Origin of the sequence: Streptomyces sp. NBC_00440 (assembly GCF_036014215.1) — a bacterium.
Taxonomy (GTDB): Bacteria; Actinomycetota; Actinomycetes; order Streptomycetales; family Streptomycetaceae; genus Streptomyces.
This window is the reverse complement of sequence record NZ_CP107921.1, coordinates 3,884,759-3,899,833: the sequence shown is the minus strand read 5'-3', so window position 1 is coordinate 3,899,833 and position 15,075 is coordinate 3,884,759. Positions and strand designations below refer to the sequence as shown.

The 15,075-nt window shown below is 69.1% G+C and carries 14 protein-coding genes and 3 tRNA genes; 8 read left to right on the top strand and 9 right to left on the bottom strand.

The window, feature by feature from the left end:
- Positions 1-91 precede the first annotated feature (91 nt).
- Positions 92-991: a phosphoribosylaminoimidazolesuccinocarboxamide synthase gene (locus OHB13_RS17570; protein WP_328377738.1), complete on the top strand. Its 900-nt coding sequence runs from the start codon at positions 92-94 to the stop codon at positions 989-991.
- A 195-nt stretch (positions 992-1,186) separates the two neighbouring features.
- Here the strand turns inward: OHB13_RS17570 and OHB13_RS17565 are convergent.
- The 8 genes from OHB13_RS17565 to OHB13_RS17530 form a co-directional block, all read right to left on the bottom strand.
- A tRNA-Gly gene (locus OHB13_RS17565) sits at positions 1,187-1,259 on the bottom strand.
- A 21-nt stretch (positions 1,260-1,280) separates the two neighbouring features.
- The gene (locus OHB13_RS17560) at positions 1,281-1,997 is read right to left on the bottom strand and encodes a response regulator (protein ID WP_328377737.1); all 717 of its coding nucleotides are present in this window, start codon (positions 1,995-1,997) and stop codon (positions 1,281-1,283) included.
- Positions 1,994-3,313 (bottom strand): sensor histidine kinase, encoded by a 1,320-nt coding sequence (locus OHB13_RS17555; protein ID WP_328377736.1) that lies wholly within the window; start codon positions 3,311-3,313, stop codon positions 1,994-1,996. The genes OHB13_RS17560 and OHB13_RS17555 overlap by 4 nt, the downstream gene beginning before the upstream one ends.
- A gap of 156 nt (positions 3,314-3,469) precedes the next feature.
- On the bottom strand, positions 3,470-4,213 hold the full coding sequence (locus tag OHB13_RS17550) for an ABC transporter permease (protein WP_328380318.1): 744 nt from the start codon (positions 4,211-4,213) through the stop codon (positions 3,470-3,472).
- 188 nt (positions 4,214-4,401) lie between these two features.
- Positions 4,402-5,310, bottom strand: coding sequence for an ABC transporter ATP-binding protein (locus OHB13_RS17545; protein ID WP_328377735.1), 909 nt, complete (start codon positions 5,308-5,310; stop codon positions 4,402-4,404).
- A gap of 188 nt (positions 5,311-5,498) precedes the next feature.
- Positions 5,499-5,571, bottom strand: a tRNA-Gly gene (locus OHB13_RS17540).
- 86 nt (positions 5,572-5,657) lie between these two features.
- Positions 5,658-5,729 (bottom strand) — tRNA-Gly (locus OHB13_RS17535).
- A gap of 189 nt (positions 5,730-5,918) precedes the next feature.
- Positions 5,919-6,236 (bottom strand): histone-like nucleoid-structuring protein Lsr2, encoded by a 318-nt coding sequence (locus tag OHB13_RS17530; RefSeq protein WP_266855404.1) that lies wholly within the window; start codon positions 6,234-6,236, stop codon positions 5,919-5,921.
- A 352-nt stretch (positions 6,237-6,588) separates the two neighbouring features.
- Between OHB13_RS17530 and purS the strand changes: the two genes are divergently transcribed.
- The 3 genes from purS to purL are packed head-to-tail and all read left to right on the top strand — an operon-like array spanning position 6,589 to position 9,796.
- Positions 6,589-6,840, top strand: a complete 252-nt coding sequence (gene purS, locus OHB13_RS17525; protein WP_266855405.1) for a phosphoribosylformylglycinamidine synthase subunit PurS — start codon at positions 6,589-6,591, stop codon at positions 6,838-6,840.
- Complete coding sequence (gene purQ / locus OHB13_RS17520) at positions 6,837-7,517, top strand: phosphoribosylformylglycinamidine synthase subunit PurQ (protein WP_164263992.1); 681 nt, start codon at positions 6,837-6,839, stop codon at positions 7,515-7,517. The genes purS and purQ overlap by 4 nt, the downstream gene beginning before the upstream one ends.
- Positions 7,514-9,796, top strand: coding sequence for a phosphoribosylformylglycinamidine synthase subunit PurL (gene purL, locus OHB13_RS17515; RefSeq protein WP_328377734.1), 2,283 nt, complete (start codon positions 7,514-7,516; stop codon positions 9,794-9,796). Before purQ ends, purL begins: the two co-directional genes overlap by 4 nt.
- A gap of 185 nt (positions 9,797-9,981) precedes the next feature.
- Here purL and OHB13_RS17510 read toward each other — a convergent pair whose 3' ends face one another.
- On the bottom strand, positions 9,982-10,341 hold the full coding sequence (locus tag OHB13_RS17510; protein WP_266855407.1) for a DUF805 domain-containing protein: 360 nt from the start codon (positions 10,339-10,341) through the stop codon (positions 9,982-9,984).
- A gap of 161 nt (positions 10,342-10,502) precedes the next feature.
- On the opposite strand from OHB13_RS17510, the gene OHB13_RS17505 reads away from it, so the two are divergent.
- The 4 genes from OHB13_RS17505 (at position 10,503) to purM (ending at position 14,931) form a co-directional block, all read left to right on the top strand.
- Entirely contained in the window at positions 10,503-11,294 is a 792-nt protein-coding gene (locus tag OHB13_RS17505) for a maleylpyruvate isomerase family mycothiol-dependent enzyme (RefSeq protein WP_328377733.1), read from the top strand.
- 103 nt (positions 11,295-11,397) lie between these two features.
- Positions 11,398-12,192 carry an META domain-containing protein gene (locus tag OHB13_RS17500; protein WP_328377732.1) on the top strand — a complete coding sequence of 265 codons (795 nt, stop codon included), beginning with the start codon at positions 11,398-11,400 and terminating at the stop codon, positions 12,190-12,192.
- Positions 12,193-12,271: 79 nt separating this feature from the next.
- Positions 12,272-13,798, top strand: coding sequence for an amidophosphoribosyltransferase (purF, locus tag OHB13_RS17495; RefSeq protein ID WP_266855410.1), 1,527 nt, complete (start codon positions 12,272-12,274; stop codon positions 13,796-13,798).
- Between the two features lie 32 nt (positions 13,799-13,830).
- A complete protein-coding gene (gene purM, locus OHB13_RS17490; RefSeq protein ID WP_328377731.1) occupies positions 13,831-14,931 on the top strand; it encodes a phosphoribosylformylglycinamidine cyclo-ligase in 1,101 nt (366 codons plus the stop codon).
- The last annotated feature ends 144 nt before the right edge of the window (positions 14,932-15,075 follow it).

The following is a 15,075-nucleotide window of genomic DNA, read 5'->3' as shown; positions in this document are numbered from 1 at the left end:
CCGCGGGCCGACCCTGGCGGGGCCCGCACGCGGCGCATACGGGAGAATCGACTCCGACCCCACCGCTTGGACAGAACCACGGGGAGGAACCGTGTCCGGATTCGTAGAAAAGCCCGAGCCTCTTGAGGTGCCGGGCCTGGTACACCTGCACACCGGCAAGGTGCGCGACCTGTACCAGAACGAGGCGGGCGACCTCGTGATGGTCGCCAGCGACCGTTTGTCCGCGTACGACTGGGTGCTGCCCACCGAGATCCCCGACAAGGGCCGGGTGCTCACCCAGCTGTCGCTGTGGTGGTTCGACCAGCTCGCCGATCTCGTACCGCACCACGTCATCTCCACCGACCTGCCGGCCGGCGTCCCCGCCGACTGGGCGGGCCGCACCCTGGTCTGCAGGTCGCTGCGGATGGTCCCGGTGGAGTGCGTGGCCCGTGGCTACCTCACCGGTTCGGGTCTGCTGGAGTACGAGGCACACCGCACCGTCTGCGGTCTCGCGCTGCCGGAGGGGCTGACCGACGGTTCCGAACTCCCGGCGCCGATCTTCACGCCGGCCACCAAGGCGGCTGTCGGTGACCACGACGAGAACGTGAGCTACGAGGAAGTCGCCCGCCAGACCGGCGCGGAGACCGCCTTCGATCTGCGCCGTACGACCCTCGACGTGTATGAGCGGGCCCGCGGCATCGCGCGCGAGCGGGGCATCATCCTCGCCGACACGAAGTTCGAGTTCGGTTATGACGGCGATCAACTCGTCATCGCCGACGAGGTGCTGACTCCGGACTCGTCCCGCTTCTGGCCCGCCGCCGACTGGGAGCCGGGCCATGCGCAGCCCTCGTACGACAAGCAGTTCGTGCGCGACTGGCTGACGTCGGACGCTTCCGGCTGGGACCGCAAGGGCGAACTGCCGCCGCCCGCACTCCCGCAGGAGATCGTGGATGCGACCCGGGCGAAGTATGTGGAGGCCTACGAGCTGCTGACCGGGACCCCCTGGTCGTAGCCGCGTCGCAGCAGCGTCCTAACCGTCACCCGGGCCCTCCGGCTCGGGTGACACCGCTGGTTGGCGTCAGCGCGAAGGGCCCGTAGCCCGTTGGTCAGAGCTCGGGGCCCTTCGTGAGCTCCCGGGTGGGAGGGCCCCACGCGCGGAGAAGCCCCCGGCCGGAATCCGGCCGGGGGCTTCTCTTTCCTGCTGCTGAGCGGACGACCAGGTTCGAACTGGCGACCTCAACCTTGGCAAGGTTGCGCTCTACCAACTGAGCTACGTCCGCATGCGCTGTGCGCGAAGACCACTATACCCAACCGCGCTCCCGTGCGAGACGCACCGCGGTATGACGGTTCTCCGCTCCCAGCTTCGACGCGGCCGACGACAGATAGTTCCGCACCGTCCCCTGCGACAGCGAGGCCCGTTCGGCGATCTCCGCGATCGGTGCGCCGTCCGCTGCCAGCTCAAGCACCTCGACCTCCCGGGCCGTGAGGGGTGAGTCCCCGGCGGAGATCGCATCGGCTGCCAACTCCGGGTCCACATAACGCCCTCCGGCCCGCACCGTCCGGATGATCTCGGCCAGCCGTTGTGCGGAAACAGTCTTCGGAACGAACCCCTTCACCCCGGCGGAGAGAGCCCGTTTGAGATGGCCGGGCCGCCCATGGCTGGTGACGATCATGCAGCGGCACTCGGGGAGCGCGGTGCGCAGGGATGTGGCCACACTCACACCGTCGGCCCCCGGCATCTGAAGGTCGAGCACCGCCACGTCGGGCCGGTGCGCCCGCGCCATGGCGAGCGCTTCGGGGCCGGACGCGGCCTCGGCCACGACCACCAGGTCGTCCTCCAGCCCGAGCAGCGCGGCGAGCGCTCCCCGGATGAGGTGCTCGTCGTCCGCGAGCAGCACGCGTATGGGCGCGGCAACGGGTGCGGGAACCGTCGGAGGGACGGACGCCCGTACGGATGCGGGGACGGGCGCCGGTACGGACGCGGCCCCAGGCGCGGGTACCGGTGACGGGTCGGTCATGCGGTTGCCTCTTCTGTTGTTTCTGCTGCTGACTCTTCTGCTGCCTCTGCGGCTGCCCCTGGGGCGGAGGTGCGCATGGCCGAGGTGGGGTCCGCCCTGGCGGTGTCGGGCAGCGGTACGTCCGCGGTGAGGCGGAATCTCCCACCGGGGGCCGGGCCGGCCGTCAGTGTGCCGTCCACGGCGGTCAGCCGCTCCCGCAGCCCGGCGAGCCCGGTGCCCGGGGAGGCGCCGCTGCCGCTCCCGCCGACCGCTCCGTCGTTCTCGACGGTCAGAGTCGCACCGGATGCCGATCTGGCCACCGCGACGGTGCAGCGCCGGGCGTCCCCATGGCGCAGGACATTGGTGGCGGCTTCCCGGACGACCCAGCCGAGCGCCGACTGCACGTCTGCCGGAAGCTCGTCCGGCGGTCCGGTGACGGTGCACTCGATACCGGCCGCCTCCAACACGCCCTGGGCTCCGCCCAGTTCCGTGGCGAGGTCCACTCCCCGGTATCCCCGCACCACGTCACGTACCTCCCGGTGCGCTTCGTGTGCCATGCGCTGCACCTCGGTCATCTGGTCCACTGCCTCCGGCCGCCCCCGCCGGGCCAACTGCACCGCCAGCTCGCTCTTCAGCGCGATCACGGCGAGATTGCGCCCCATCACATCGTGCAGATCCCGGCCGAACCGCAGGCGCTCCTCCGCGACGGCCAGCCGCGCCTCCACGTCCTTGGCCTCGTGCAGCTTCCACATCACGCCCAGATGCCAGGCCGAGCAGCGGGTGGTGATGGCGTACCACGCGGGTCCGCACACCATGCCGGCAATGCAGGCACCGACGAGCTGCCGGTCACCGCCGAGCAGCAGGACCGCCCCGCACACCGCGACCAGGGCGCCCAGCTGCACCAGGGCCGACACCCGCTTCCGAACAATCAGGCTGTGCGTCATCGTGAACGGCATCACAGCGGCACACAGCATCACCGCCGCGTCGGGGAAGTCCCGCAGCCCGACGGCCGAGGCGAGCACCAGAACAGCCACCAGACTCATCACCATCAGACCCGCCCCGAAGGCCACCAGCCGCCGGGAGAGCGTGGTTTGGCCCAGATACTCGGCCAGACCACCGGAGGCCAGCGAGGTGCAGTACACCCCCTGTGCGACCGCGAGCAGGCAGGACGCGGCGATCAGCGCGGTGGGCGCCCCGGAGTGACGGACCGGGCGCGTCACGCTGAACATCACCTGCAGGGCGACGGCCAGCCACAGCAGGGCGTATATCGTCGCGCGTGCGTAGAGGTCGGCCTGTGCGAACCCTCCCCGCTTCCGCCATCCCCGTAGCCACCGCATCACGCACTCCTTGTCTCCGAACGTCCCCGGCTGCCGCTCCCGGACGGGTCGTTCCCTGCCCTGCCCGGCCCGATCCAACTCGACCCCCGGTCAGCCCCCGGCGCCTCGGCCCGAGACAGGCCCCCCCCGTGAGGTCCCCGGCCGCCTCCGGCCATGTCAGCGGCGTGGCTCCCAGCGGAACCACCGGCGTACAGCAAACACCGAGAGCAGCGTCCAGGCCACGGCAGTCAGGACATGTCCGAAGGCGTCGTGCGCGGACATCGACCCGGTCCAGGCGCCCCGTACCAGCTCGACCACCGGTGTCAGGGGCAGCAGCTCGCACACCGACGCCAGCCGGTCGGGGAATATCTCCAGCGGGACGAACACGCCCGACCCTGCCATCGACACCAGCATCAGCGGGATGACCGTCAGCTGGGCGGCCTCGGCGGACTTGGTGATGCCCGCCGTCGCCGCTCCCAGCGCGGTCAGCATCACGACCCCCAGCGCGACACCCACGAGCAGCAGTTGCGGAGCGGGCGGCAGGCCCATGTCGAAGACCACCGCACAGCCTGCGGAGAGAACCACGCACTGCACCAGCGCGATGATCACCGAGGGCAGAGAGGCCCCGGCGAGTATCTCCGTGTCCCGGGCCTCTCCCGTACGCAGCCGTTTGAGCACCAGCTGCTCACGGCGGACCACCAGCACCCCGACCACGCCGTTGTACAGAGCGAAGAGCAGGCCGAACGCGATGCCCCCGGGCAGCAGCACCGCGCCGGCGGACAGCCCCGCCTTGTCCAGGGTCTTCTGGTCGGTCGCCGACGAGATCACGAAGGTCATCGCGATGGGCAGCACCAGCATGGTGAAGAGCGAGGCCTTGCTGCGTGCCAGCAGGGTCAGCTCGGCGCGGGCGAGGGCGAGCATCCGGCCCGTGCTGAGCGTCTGCACCCGCTCTCCGTCCCCGGTCCTGGCCCAGCCCGCCCCGATCCTGGCCCTGGCCCAGCCGGCCCCAGCACCAGTCCCAGACGCGGCCCCGGTCTCAGCCTCAGCCCCGGCCTCTGTCGTGTGTTTCCCTGCGGCCTGCTGGGCCGCCGTCCGTTCCCCCGTGGTGCTCACCGTGTGACCTCCTGCTTCTGTGCGATACCGAGAAATGCCTCTTCCAGCGAGGCCGACCGGACATCGAGCCCCCGCAGCTCGACCCCCTTGTCCCTGGCCCACAGCAGGAGTTCGGTGGCGGACCGCTGCAGCTCGTCGGTCCGCAGCTGGACGGCCCCGCCCGTGCGGACGTAACTCCCCAGTGGCGGCAGATCGCCGACCGCGATCCCCTCGGGGAGGGAGAAGGAGATGTGCGAGGGCTGCGCGGCCACCACCTCGTCCACCCGGCCCTCCGCCGCTATCCGGCCCTCGTGCAGGATCGCCAGCCGGTCGGCCAGGACTTCGGCCTCCTCCAGGTAGTGCGTGGTCAGCAGGACCGTCGTACCGCTGTCGCGCAGCTCCCGGACCAACTCCCAGGTCTCCCGGCGCCCTTCGGCGTCGAGGCCCGTCGTCGGCTCGTCGAGGAAGAGCACCTCGGGGCGGCCCAGGAGCGCCATCGCCAGGTCCAGCCGCCGCTTCTCGCCGCCGGACAGCTGCTTCACCCGTATGGCAGACCGCCCGCCGAGCCCCACCATCTCCATGGCCTCACCGACCGGCCGCGCCCTGCTCGTGCAGCCCGCCCACATCCGGACCGTCTCGGCCACGGTCAGCTCGGGGGAGAAACCACCCTCCTGGAGCATGGCGCCGGTCCTCGGCCGGATGGCGGCCCGCTCGCGGTACGGATCGTGCCCCAGCACCCGCACCCGGCCCCCGCTCGGCGGAGCCAGTCCCTCCAGGAGCTCCACCGTGGAGGTCTTCCCCGCGCCGTTCGTCCCCAGCAGGGCGAAGAGCTCCCCGGCGGCCACGGAGAAGGAGACGCCGGCCACCGCCTCGTACCCACCGGCATAGGTGCGCCGCAGGTCTGCGACCTCAATCACATCTGTCATGCATCCAGGCTGCCCCCGACCCAGGCCCCCGCCCGATGACATATGTCATCAGAGCCGAGCCACGGAGAAGCCCGGACCACCTGCAAGGAGCCGGTCACGAAACAGCCCGGGTCAGCCACGAAGTAAGCCGGAACCACGAAGAAGCCCCCGGTCGGATTCCGACCGGGGGCTTCTCGTTCCTGCTGCTGAGCGGACGACCAGGTTCGAACTGGCGACCTCAACCTTGGCAAGGTTGCGCTCTACCAACTGAGCTACGTCCGCAGATTGCACCCGACCGGTTTTCACCGGGCGGTGCGAACACCACTCTACCCGACGGTCCGAGTGGACCGGTCCGGAGAGCAATGCAGAGCGGGTGACAGGAATTGCACACTGCGCCTTCCCCCTGGAAGGGGGATGTTCTACTACTGAACTACACCCGCACGCTGCTTTGAACGGGGCCTTTCGGCCTCGCCCTTCGGCGTGCTCCAGACTCTAGCTGACCAGCAGGGGTGGAATGCAAGTCGGGCACTCCGAGGGGGAGTCGGCGACCGGTCGGCCATGAGTCAGCAATGAGCCGGCCATGAGTCGCCCACGCCTGCACCCTCGCCCGCCGGCCGGCCCGGGGCGGGTCAGCCGGCCGCGTTGAACGCCTCGTAGACCTTCTTCGGGATGCGGCCCCTGGCAGGTACTTCCATCTTGTTGGACCGGGCCCAGGCGCGGACCGCCGCCGGGTCGGGTGCCACCGAGGTGTGCCGGTAGGCCTTGCCCGACTTCGACTGCTTTCGAGCCGCCTCCAGGAACGGGGCCAGCGACTTGCGCAGTTTCTTTGCATTGGCGGTATTCAGGTCGATCTCGTACGACTTTCCGTCGAGACCGAAGGTGACCGTTTCCGCCGCTTCTCCGCCGTCGATGTCGTCGGAGAGCGTGACCACTACTCGCTGAGCCACGGACTTCGGTCCTTTCCTTCGACATCACCGCGCCTGTGCGGTGCCACGCAGGCGTGCCGCCGTGTTGACGTGCTGTGATGTCGGCCTTACGGCTGATTTTGAGTTACGCCAATTCCTTTGTACAGCGGAAGGCGCCGCATTGTGAAGCCCACCCAATTACATGCGCGTGTCCGAGTGCAATCCGGTAGGCGGATTTTTTCGAGGATTTTTCATCGGTGTTGTCGGTTCGTTGTCGGTCGGTTGTCGGGGCCGATATCTGAACGTGATCGGGCCGCTCCGATATCTACCCGCGTAGATTCTGTGGGCAGGTAGTGTGATGGGACCGCCTTCGCACCACACACCGGGAGTGCCAGTGGCACGCGTCGTAGTCGACGTCATGCTCAAGCCGGAGATCCTCGACCCGCAGGGACAGGCGGTGCAGCGTGCACTGCCCCGTCTCGGTTTCGATGGAATCGCCGACGTCCGTCAGGGAAAGCGTTTCGAGCTGGAGGTCGATGGGCCGGTTGATGACGCCGCCCTCGCCCGCATCAACGAGCTCGCCGAAACGTTCCTCGCCAACACCGTCATCGAGAACTTCACCGTGAAGGTGGAGGCAGAGAAGTGACAGCTCGTATCGGAGTCGTCACTTTCCCTGGCACGCTCGACGACCGGGACGCCTTGCGTGCCGTGCGGATCGCGGGCGCCGAACCCGTTTCGCTCTGGCATCGCGACAAGGGCATCCAGCAGGTCGACGCGGTCGTCCTCGCGGGTGGTTTCTCGTACGGCGATTATTTGCGGGCCGGTGCCATCTCCCGCTTCTCGCCGGTGATGGGGACGATCATCGAGCAGGCGAAGGCCGGTCTCCCGGTCCTGGGTATCTGCAACGGTTTCCAGATCCTCACCGAGTCGCATTTGCTGCCCGGCGCGATGCTCCGGAACAACCATCTCCACTTCATCTGCCGCGATCAGAAGCTGCGCGTCGAGAACGCGGAGACCGCCTGGACCGCCGACTACACCGCCGGCCAGGAGATCTCCGTACCCCTCAAGAACATCGACGGCCGCTACGTGGCCGACGAGCGGGTGCTCGACGAGCTGGAGGCCGAGGGACGGGTCGCTTTCCGGTATCTCGACGGCAACCCGAACGGTTCGCTCCGCGACATCGCAGGCGTCACCAACGCCGCGGGCAATGTGGTCGGTCTGATGCCGCACCCCGAGCACGCCGTGGAGCCGCTGATCGGTACGGGGCGTACCGACGGCATCGGATTCTTCTCCTCGATCCTGAAGAAGCTGGTCAACGCATGACGACTGAACGAAACGAGAGCGCCGCCAAGGGCCGCCTCGACACCGTCAAGCACGCCGCCGAGACCCCCGAAGCCGAGCAGCCCTGGAAGGAACTCGGCCTCAAGGAGGACGAGTACGCGCGGATCCGCGAGATCCTCGGCCGCCGTCCGACCGGCGCCGAGCTCGCCATGTACTCCGTGATGTGGTCCGAGCACTGCTCGTACAAGAGCAGCAAGGTCCACCTCAAGCAGTTCGGCGAGAAGGTCCCGGTCAACGACGCGATGCTCGTCGGCATCGGGGAGAACGCCGGCGTCGTGGACGTGGGCCAGGGCTACGCGGTCACCTTCAAGGTCGAGTCGCACAACCACCCCTCGTACATCGAGCCCTACCAGGGCGCGGCGACCGGCGTCGGCGGCATCGTCCGCGACATCCTCGCCATGGGCGCCCGCCCGGTCGCCGTCGTCGACCCGCTGCGGTTCGGTGCGGCCGACCACCCCGACACCCGGCGGGTACTGCCGGGTGTGGTCGCGGGCATCGGCGGCTACGGCAACTGCCTGGGGCTGCCGAACATCGGCGGCGAGGTCGTCTTCGATGCCTGCTACCAGGGCAATCCGCTGGTCAACGCGGGCTGTATCGGCGTGATGAAGCACGAGGACATCCACCTCGCGAAGGCTTCCGGCACCGGCAACAAGGTCATCCTGTACGGCGCCCGTACCGGCGGCGACGGCATCGGTGGTGTCTCGGTCCTGGCGTCGGAGACCTTCGAGTCGACCGGACCCGCCAAGCGCCCCGCTGTCCAGGTCGGCGACCCCTTCCAGGAGAAGCTCCTCATCGAGTGCACCCTGGAGATCTTCAAGGAGAAGCTGGTCGCGGGCATCCAGGACCTCGGCGGCGCCGGGCTCTCCTGTGCCACGTCCGAGCTGGCGAGCGCCGGTTCGGGCGGGATGCGCGTCGAGCTGGACACCGTTCCGCTGCGCGACTCCTCGCTCTCGCCCGAGGAGATCCTCATGAGCGAGTCGCAGGAGCGCATGTGCGCGATCGTCGAGCCGCAGCACGTCGAGCGGTTCATGGAGATCTGCGAGAAGTGGGACGTCATCGCCACCGACATCGGTGAGGTGACCGAGGGCTCACAGCTGGAGATCTTCTGGCACGGCGAGCAGATCGTGGATGTGCCGCCGCGTTCGGTCGCCCACGAGGGCCCCACATACAACCGGCCCTACGCCCGGCCCGACTGGCAGGACGCCCTCCAGGCGGACGACGCCAACAAGCTTCCCCGGCCGGCCACTTCGGCCGAGCTGAGGGAGCAGGTCCTGAAGCTCGTCGCGTCGCCGAACCAGGCGTCGAAGGCGTGGATCACCGACCAGTACGACCGTTTCGTACAGGGCAACACGGTGCTCGCGATGCCCGAGGACGCGGGCATGGTCCGGATCGACGAGGAGTCGAATCTGGGCGTGACCATGGCGACCGACGGCAACGGCCGGTTCGCGAAGCTCGACCCGTACACGGGTGCGCAGCTGGCGCTGGCCGAGGCGTACCGCAATGTCGCCACCACCGGTGCGAAGCCGCTCGCCATCTCCGACTGCCTGAACTTCGGTTCGCCCGAGGACCCGGCCGTCATGTGGCAGTTCGCCGAGGCCACCCGCGGTCTCGCGGACGGCTGCCTGGAGCTGGGGACGCCGGTCACCGGCGGCAATGTGTCGCTCTACAACCAGACGGGCGACGCGGCCATCCACCCGACGCCGGTCGTCGCGGTGCTCGGTGTGATCGACGACGTCAACCGCCGTACGCCGATGGCGTTCGCGGAGGAGGGCCAGCTGCTCTACCTCCTCGGGGACACCCATGAGGAGCTGGGCGGTTCGGCCTGGTCCCAGGTGGTCCACGATCACCTCGGCGGGGTGCCGCCCCGGGTCGACCTGGGGCGCGAGAAGCTGCTCGCGGAGATCCTGATCTCGGCGTCGCGCGACGGCATGATCGACGCCGCGCACGACCTGTCCGACGGCGGTCTGATCCAGGCGGTCACCGAGTCCTGCCTGCGTGGCGGGAAGGGTGCGCGGCTGATCGTCCCGGACGGCCTGTCCGCGTTCACCTTCCTGTTCTCGGAGTCGGCGGGGCGCGCGGTCGTCTCGATCCCGCGCAGCGAGGAGCTCCGCTTCAACGACATGTGCGGGGCGCGGGGTCTGCCCGTCACCCGTATCGGTGTGGTGGACGGCGAGGAGATCGAGGTCCAGGGCGAGTTCAGCATCGCGCTGAGCGAGCTGAGGAGCGCACACGAGGCCACGGTTCCGGGGCTGTTCGCCTGAGGCGTGGTGTTTCGCCTGAGGCCAGTGGTGTGATGGCGGGCCCGCGTGACAGCAGGCTCGCGTGACAGGTCGGCCCCCGGGACCCGTTGTGGTCCTGGGGGCCGACGTCGTTCCGCTGCTGGTCACGGTGCCGGTCGCCCGGCCGTGATGCCCCGGGCGACCGCGGTGGGCGCCGGTCGGCCGGATCAGTAGCCGGCGACCGCCTTCGGGTCGGGACCGTGGGAGTTGCTCTGCCGCTCGCCCTCGGATGCGAGGAAGACGAGCAGGATGATCCAGCCCACGAGCGGGACGAGCCCGATGAAGATCCAGCCGCCCGACCTGCCGGTGTCGTGCAGGCGGCGTACGGTCACGGCGAGCGTCGGCAGCAGTACGGCGAGGCTGTAAAGGCCGCTGAGCCAGCTGCTGTTGTCGAGCAGAGCGGCGGAAATGATCACCAGCACGATGCTGATGATGATGCTGAACAGCGTGAACATCCAGTACTCCTGGCGCCGTGCGCGCCCGCTGAAGCCCACGTAGTTCTTGAGCACATCGAGATACCAGTTCACTTCGGTCCCCCCAAAGTCACGCCGAGCGGCCCGTTTTGGTTGACGAGCCGGACCGTAGAACATATGTGGCTTGATGTGGACGGGTCAAGGTTCGGTGCGTGGCGCACAGATGACCGAGCGGGGACGGGTCACTGTCGGACCCTCCCTCTAGGCTCATCCGTATGCCGCCGTCCCAGAAGCGCGCCCGCCGCTACGACTTCGTCAGAACCCGCACCGCCGTGCTGGCCCAGTTCGAGCATGTGAGGGGCGCGGTGACCGCCCTCACGCCCGGCCAGCTGGTGCTGCCCACCCGGCTCGGTGACTGGACCGTGCGCGAGCTGGCCGCGCATCTCACCATGGCCGTCGAGAGCATCAGCAGATGCCTCGACCAGGAGCCTCCGGCCGCCCAGGAACTGACCTTGCTGGAATGGCCGTTCGCCACCGCCCCGGTCGCCGGTCAGATCTCCGACGACGTCCGGGCGCTCGCCGCCGCCTCCACTCCGGAAGAGCTGTTCGGCCGCACCGCCGCCCGGATCGCCGAGCGGCTGCCCGGCGCCGACGGCGAGCGGCTGCTCGCCACCCGCGTCGGCGCGATGCGGCTCTGCGACTACCTGGTCTCGCGCTGTGTGGAACTGGTCGTCCACACCGACGACCTGAACGCCGCCGCCGGGCTGGAGATCCCGTACGACCGACAGGCCCTGGCCGCCTGCGCCCGGCTCCTCGCGGACGCCCTCGCCGTCAAGGCCCCGGGTGCGTCGACGGAGGTGCGGGTCCCGCCGTACGCCGTCGTCCAGTGCATCGAGGGCCCCCGCCACACCCGCGGCACCCCGCCCAACGTCGTCGAGACCGACCCGCTCAGCTGGATCCGGCTGGCCACCGGGCGTACGGAGTGGCAGACGGCGGTCGACGGCGCGAAGGTCGCGGCGAGCGGCGAGCGCGCCGACCTCTCGGCTCTTCTTCCGGTCATGAGCTGAACGGAAGAAGAGGGGGAACCGAAGCAGAGGGAGGGGAACGGAAGCAGAGGAGGAACCGAAGCAGAGGGGGAACCGGACACCCCACCCGTCCCGTCCAATCGCCATGCACACGCAACGTACAGCCGTCGCCGCCCTGGCCCTCGTCGCGCTGGCCGCCTGTGGCACGGAAAAAGGATCAGCGGGTTCGAGCACCCCGGCCGAGCCGGATGTCCCCCTCACCGGGACCGGCTGGACCGTCGACAGCGTGACAGCGGGCGGCCAGGCGCGGAAGGCCCCGGCCGATGCCGGCATCGCATTCGAGAAGGGACGGGTGAACGGCTCGTCCGGCTGCAACCACCTCAGCGCGCCGGCCACGGTCAGGGGCGCCACCCTCACCGTCGGCGCCGCCACCAGCACGCTCATCGGCTGTCCGAAGAACCTGCAGAGCTACGAGACCGCTCTCCGCAAAACCCTCACCGGCAAGCTCGCCGTCCACCTCAGCGGCGGGAAGCTCACTCTGCGTACACAGAAGGGCGACTCCGTGACCCTCACGCGGAAGCCTGCGGAGCGGACCCCTCCGCTCGTCGGGACGGCGTGGAAGGTGGACGCGCTGACCGACGGCGCGAGCATGTCCACCCTCCCGCCGGGCACGGCTGGGAAGGCCCGGCTGACCTTCGCCAAGGACGGTTCCGTCCGCGGGAACCTGGGCTGCAACAAGGTCAGCGGTATGGCAAAGGTCACGGGGAACACCGTCACCTTCGGGCCTCTCACCACCACCCGCATGATGTGCAAGGGGCCCGCCATGACCCTGGAGAGGCAGCTGCTCAAGGTCCTGCACGGGCCTGTGCGCTACGGAATCCAGCACCATGTGCTCACGCTCACGGCCCACGGCGGGACCGGAATCCGCGCCACCGCATAGCGCCGCTTATCGGTCAGAAGGGACGTCGCGACGGATCCCCAATTCGGACCAGTGGTCGATCTCGCCTACACTCGGTGGCGTGCCTCGTGGTGATGGACGACTCAACCACGACCTGCTCCCCGGAGAGAAAGGCCCCCAGGACGCTTGTGGCGTCTTCGGTGTCTGGGCTCCGGGCGAAGAGGTCGCCAAGCTCACCTATTTCGGACTGTATGCCCTGCAGCACCGTGGACAGGAGTCCGCGGGCATCGCAGTGAGCAATGGGTCCCAGATCCTGGTCTTCAAGGACATGGGTCTGGTCTCACAAGTCTTCGACGAAACCTCTCTCAGCTCTCTTCAGGGCCATATCGCGGTGGGCCATGCCCGCTACTCCACCACCGGAGCATCGGTGTGGGAGAACGCGCAGCCCACCTTCCGTGCCACCGCGCACGGATCGATCGCGCTCGGTCACAACGGCAACCTGGTCAACACGGCCGAGCTGTCCGCACTCGTCGCCGAGCTGCCCAAGGAGCAGGGCCGCTCCACGCAGCTGGCCGCGACCAACGACACCGATCTGATCACCGCGCTCCTCGCGGGCCAGACCGATGACGACGGCAAGCCGCTGACGATCGAGGAAGCAGCCCCCAAGGTGCTGCCCGAGGTCAAGGGCGCCTTCTCGCTCGTCTTCATGGACGAGAACACCCTCTACGCGGCCCGCGACCCGCAGGGCATCCGCCCGCTGGTCCTCGGCCGTCTGGAGCGTGGCTGGGTGGTGGCATCCGAGTCCGCCGCCCTCGACATCTGCGGCGCCGCCTTCGTCCGCGAGGTCGAGCCCGGCGAGATGATCACGATCGACGAGAACGGTCTGCGCAGCGTCCGATTCGCAGAAGCGAAGCCCAAGGGCTGTGTCTTCGAGTACGTCTATCTGGCGCGCCCCGACACGGACATCGCCGGCCGGAACGTCTACCTCTCGCGGGTCGAGATGGGCCGGAAGCTGGCCGCCGAAGCTCCGGCGGACGCTGATCTGGTGATAGCGACGCCCGAGTCGGGCACGCCCGCCGCGATCGGTTACGCCGAGGCCAGCGGGATTCCGTACGGCTCGGGCCTGGTCAAGAACGCCTATGTCGGCCGGACCTTCATCCAGCCGTCCCAGACGATCCGCCAGCTCGGCATCCGCCTCAAGCTCAACCCGCTCAAGGAAGTCATCCGCGGGAAGCGCCTGGTGGTCGTCGACGACTCGATCGTCCGCGGCAACACCCAGCGCGCCCTGGTCAAGATGCTCCGTGAGGCGGGCGCCGCCGAGATCCACATCCGGATCTCCTCCCCGCCCGTGAAGTGGCCCTGCTTCTTCGGCATCGACTTCGCCACCCGGGCCGAGCTCATCGCCAACGGCATGTCCGTGGACGAGATCGCGACCTCGATGGGCGCCGACTCCCTCTCGTACATCTCCATCGACGGCATGATCGAGGCGACGACCATCGACAAGCCGAACCTCTGCCGCGCCTGCTTCGACGGCGTGTACCCGATGGAGCTGCCCGATCCCGAGCTGCTCGGCAAACAGCTGCTGGAGACCGAGCTCGCGGCCGGACCGGCGAGCACCGCCGCCGCCGAAGCGCTCCGTCGCCCGTAAGCCCCGCAGGACGACACGAAAGTCCCAGAACCATGTCTGCTGAATCTTCCGAGCGCGCTCCGCACCAGGCCGCCGGTGCCAGCTACGCGGCTGCCGGCGTCGACATCGAAGCCGGTGACCGCGCCGTCGAGCTGATGAAGGAGTGGGTGAAGAAGACGCAGCGCGCGGAGGTCGCGGGCCTCGGCGGCCTCGGCGGATTCGCCGGCCTCTTCGACGCCTCGGCCCTGAAGCGGTACGAGCGGCCGCTCCTCGCCTCCGCCACCGACGGTGTCGGTACGAAGGTCGACCTCGCCCGGAAGATGGGCGTGTACGACACCATCGGCCACGACCTCGTGGGCATGGTCGTCGACGACCTGGTCGTCTGTGGCGCCGAGCCGCTCTTCATGACCGACTACATCTGCGTCGGCAAGGTCTTCCCCGAGCGTGTCGCCGCGATCGTGAAGGGCATCGCCGAAGGCTGTGTGCTGGCCGGCTGCGCGCTGGTCGGCGGCGAGACCGCCGAACACCCCGGCCTGCTCGGCGAGGACGACTTCGACGTCGCGGGCGCCGGTACGGGTGTGGTCGAGGCGGACCGGCTGCTGGGTCCCGAGCGGATCCGCGAGGGTGACGTCGTCATCGCGATGGCCTCGTCCGGACTTCACTCGAACGGGTACTCGCTGGTGCGCCATGTCGTCTTCGACCGGGCCGGCTGGACGCTGGACCGGGAGATCGCGGAGTTCGGCAGGACGCTCGGCGAGGAGCTGCTGGAGCCGACCAGGATCTACTCGCTGGACTGCCTGGCGCTGACCCGTACGACCGAGGTGCATGGCTTCAGCCACATCACCGGCGGCGGCCTCGCCAACAACCTGGCCCGGGTGATCCCGGACCATCTGCACGCCACGGTCGACCGTTCGACCTGGATCCCCGGCGCGGTCTTCGACGTCGTCGGCAGGGCCGGACAGGTCGAGCGCCTGGAGCTGGAGAAGACCCTGAACATGGGGGTCGGCATGATGGCCGTCGTCCCCGCGGAGTCGGTGGACGCGGCGCTGGCGACCTTCGAGGACCGGGGCCTGGACGCCTGGGTCGCGGGAGAGATCACCGGCCGCGGCGATCACGCCACGGGCGCCGAGCTGACCGGGGACTACGCCAAGTAGGCGGCCGGGAACAGGTCAGGACAGGGACGGACCGGGACCGGTCGCCCGGAGTGCGCACCGGCTCACACACCGGTTCGGTGCGGACGCGGCGGACCGCCCGTGTCCGCACCGGGTGGACAGCACTGAACCCGGTCCGTGGCGCAG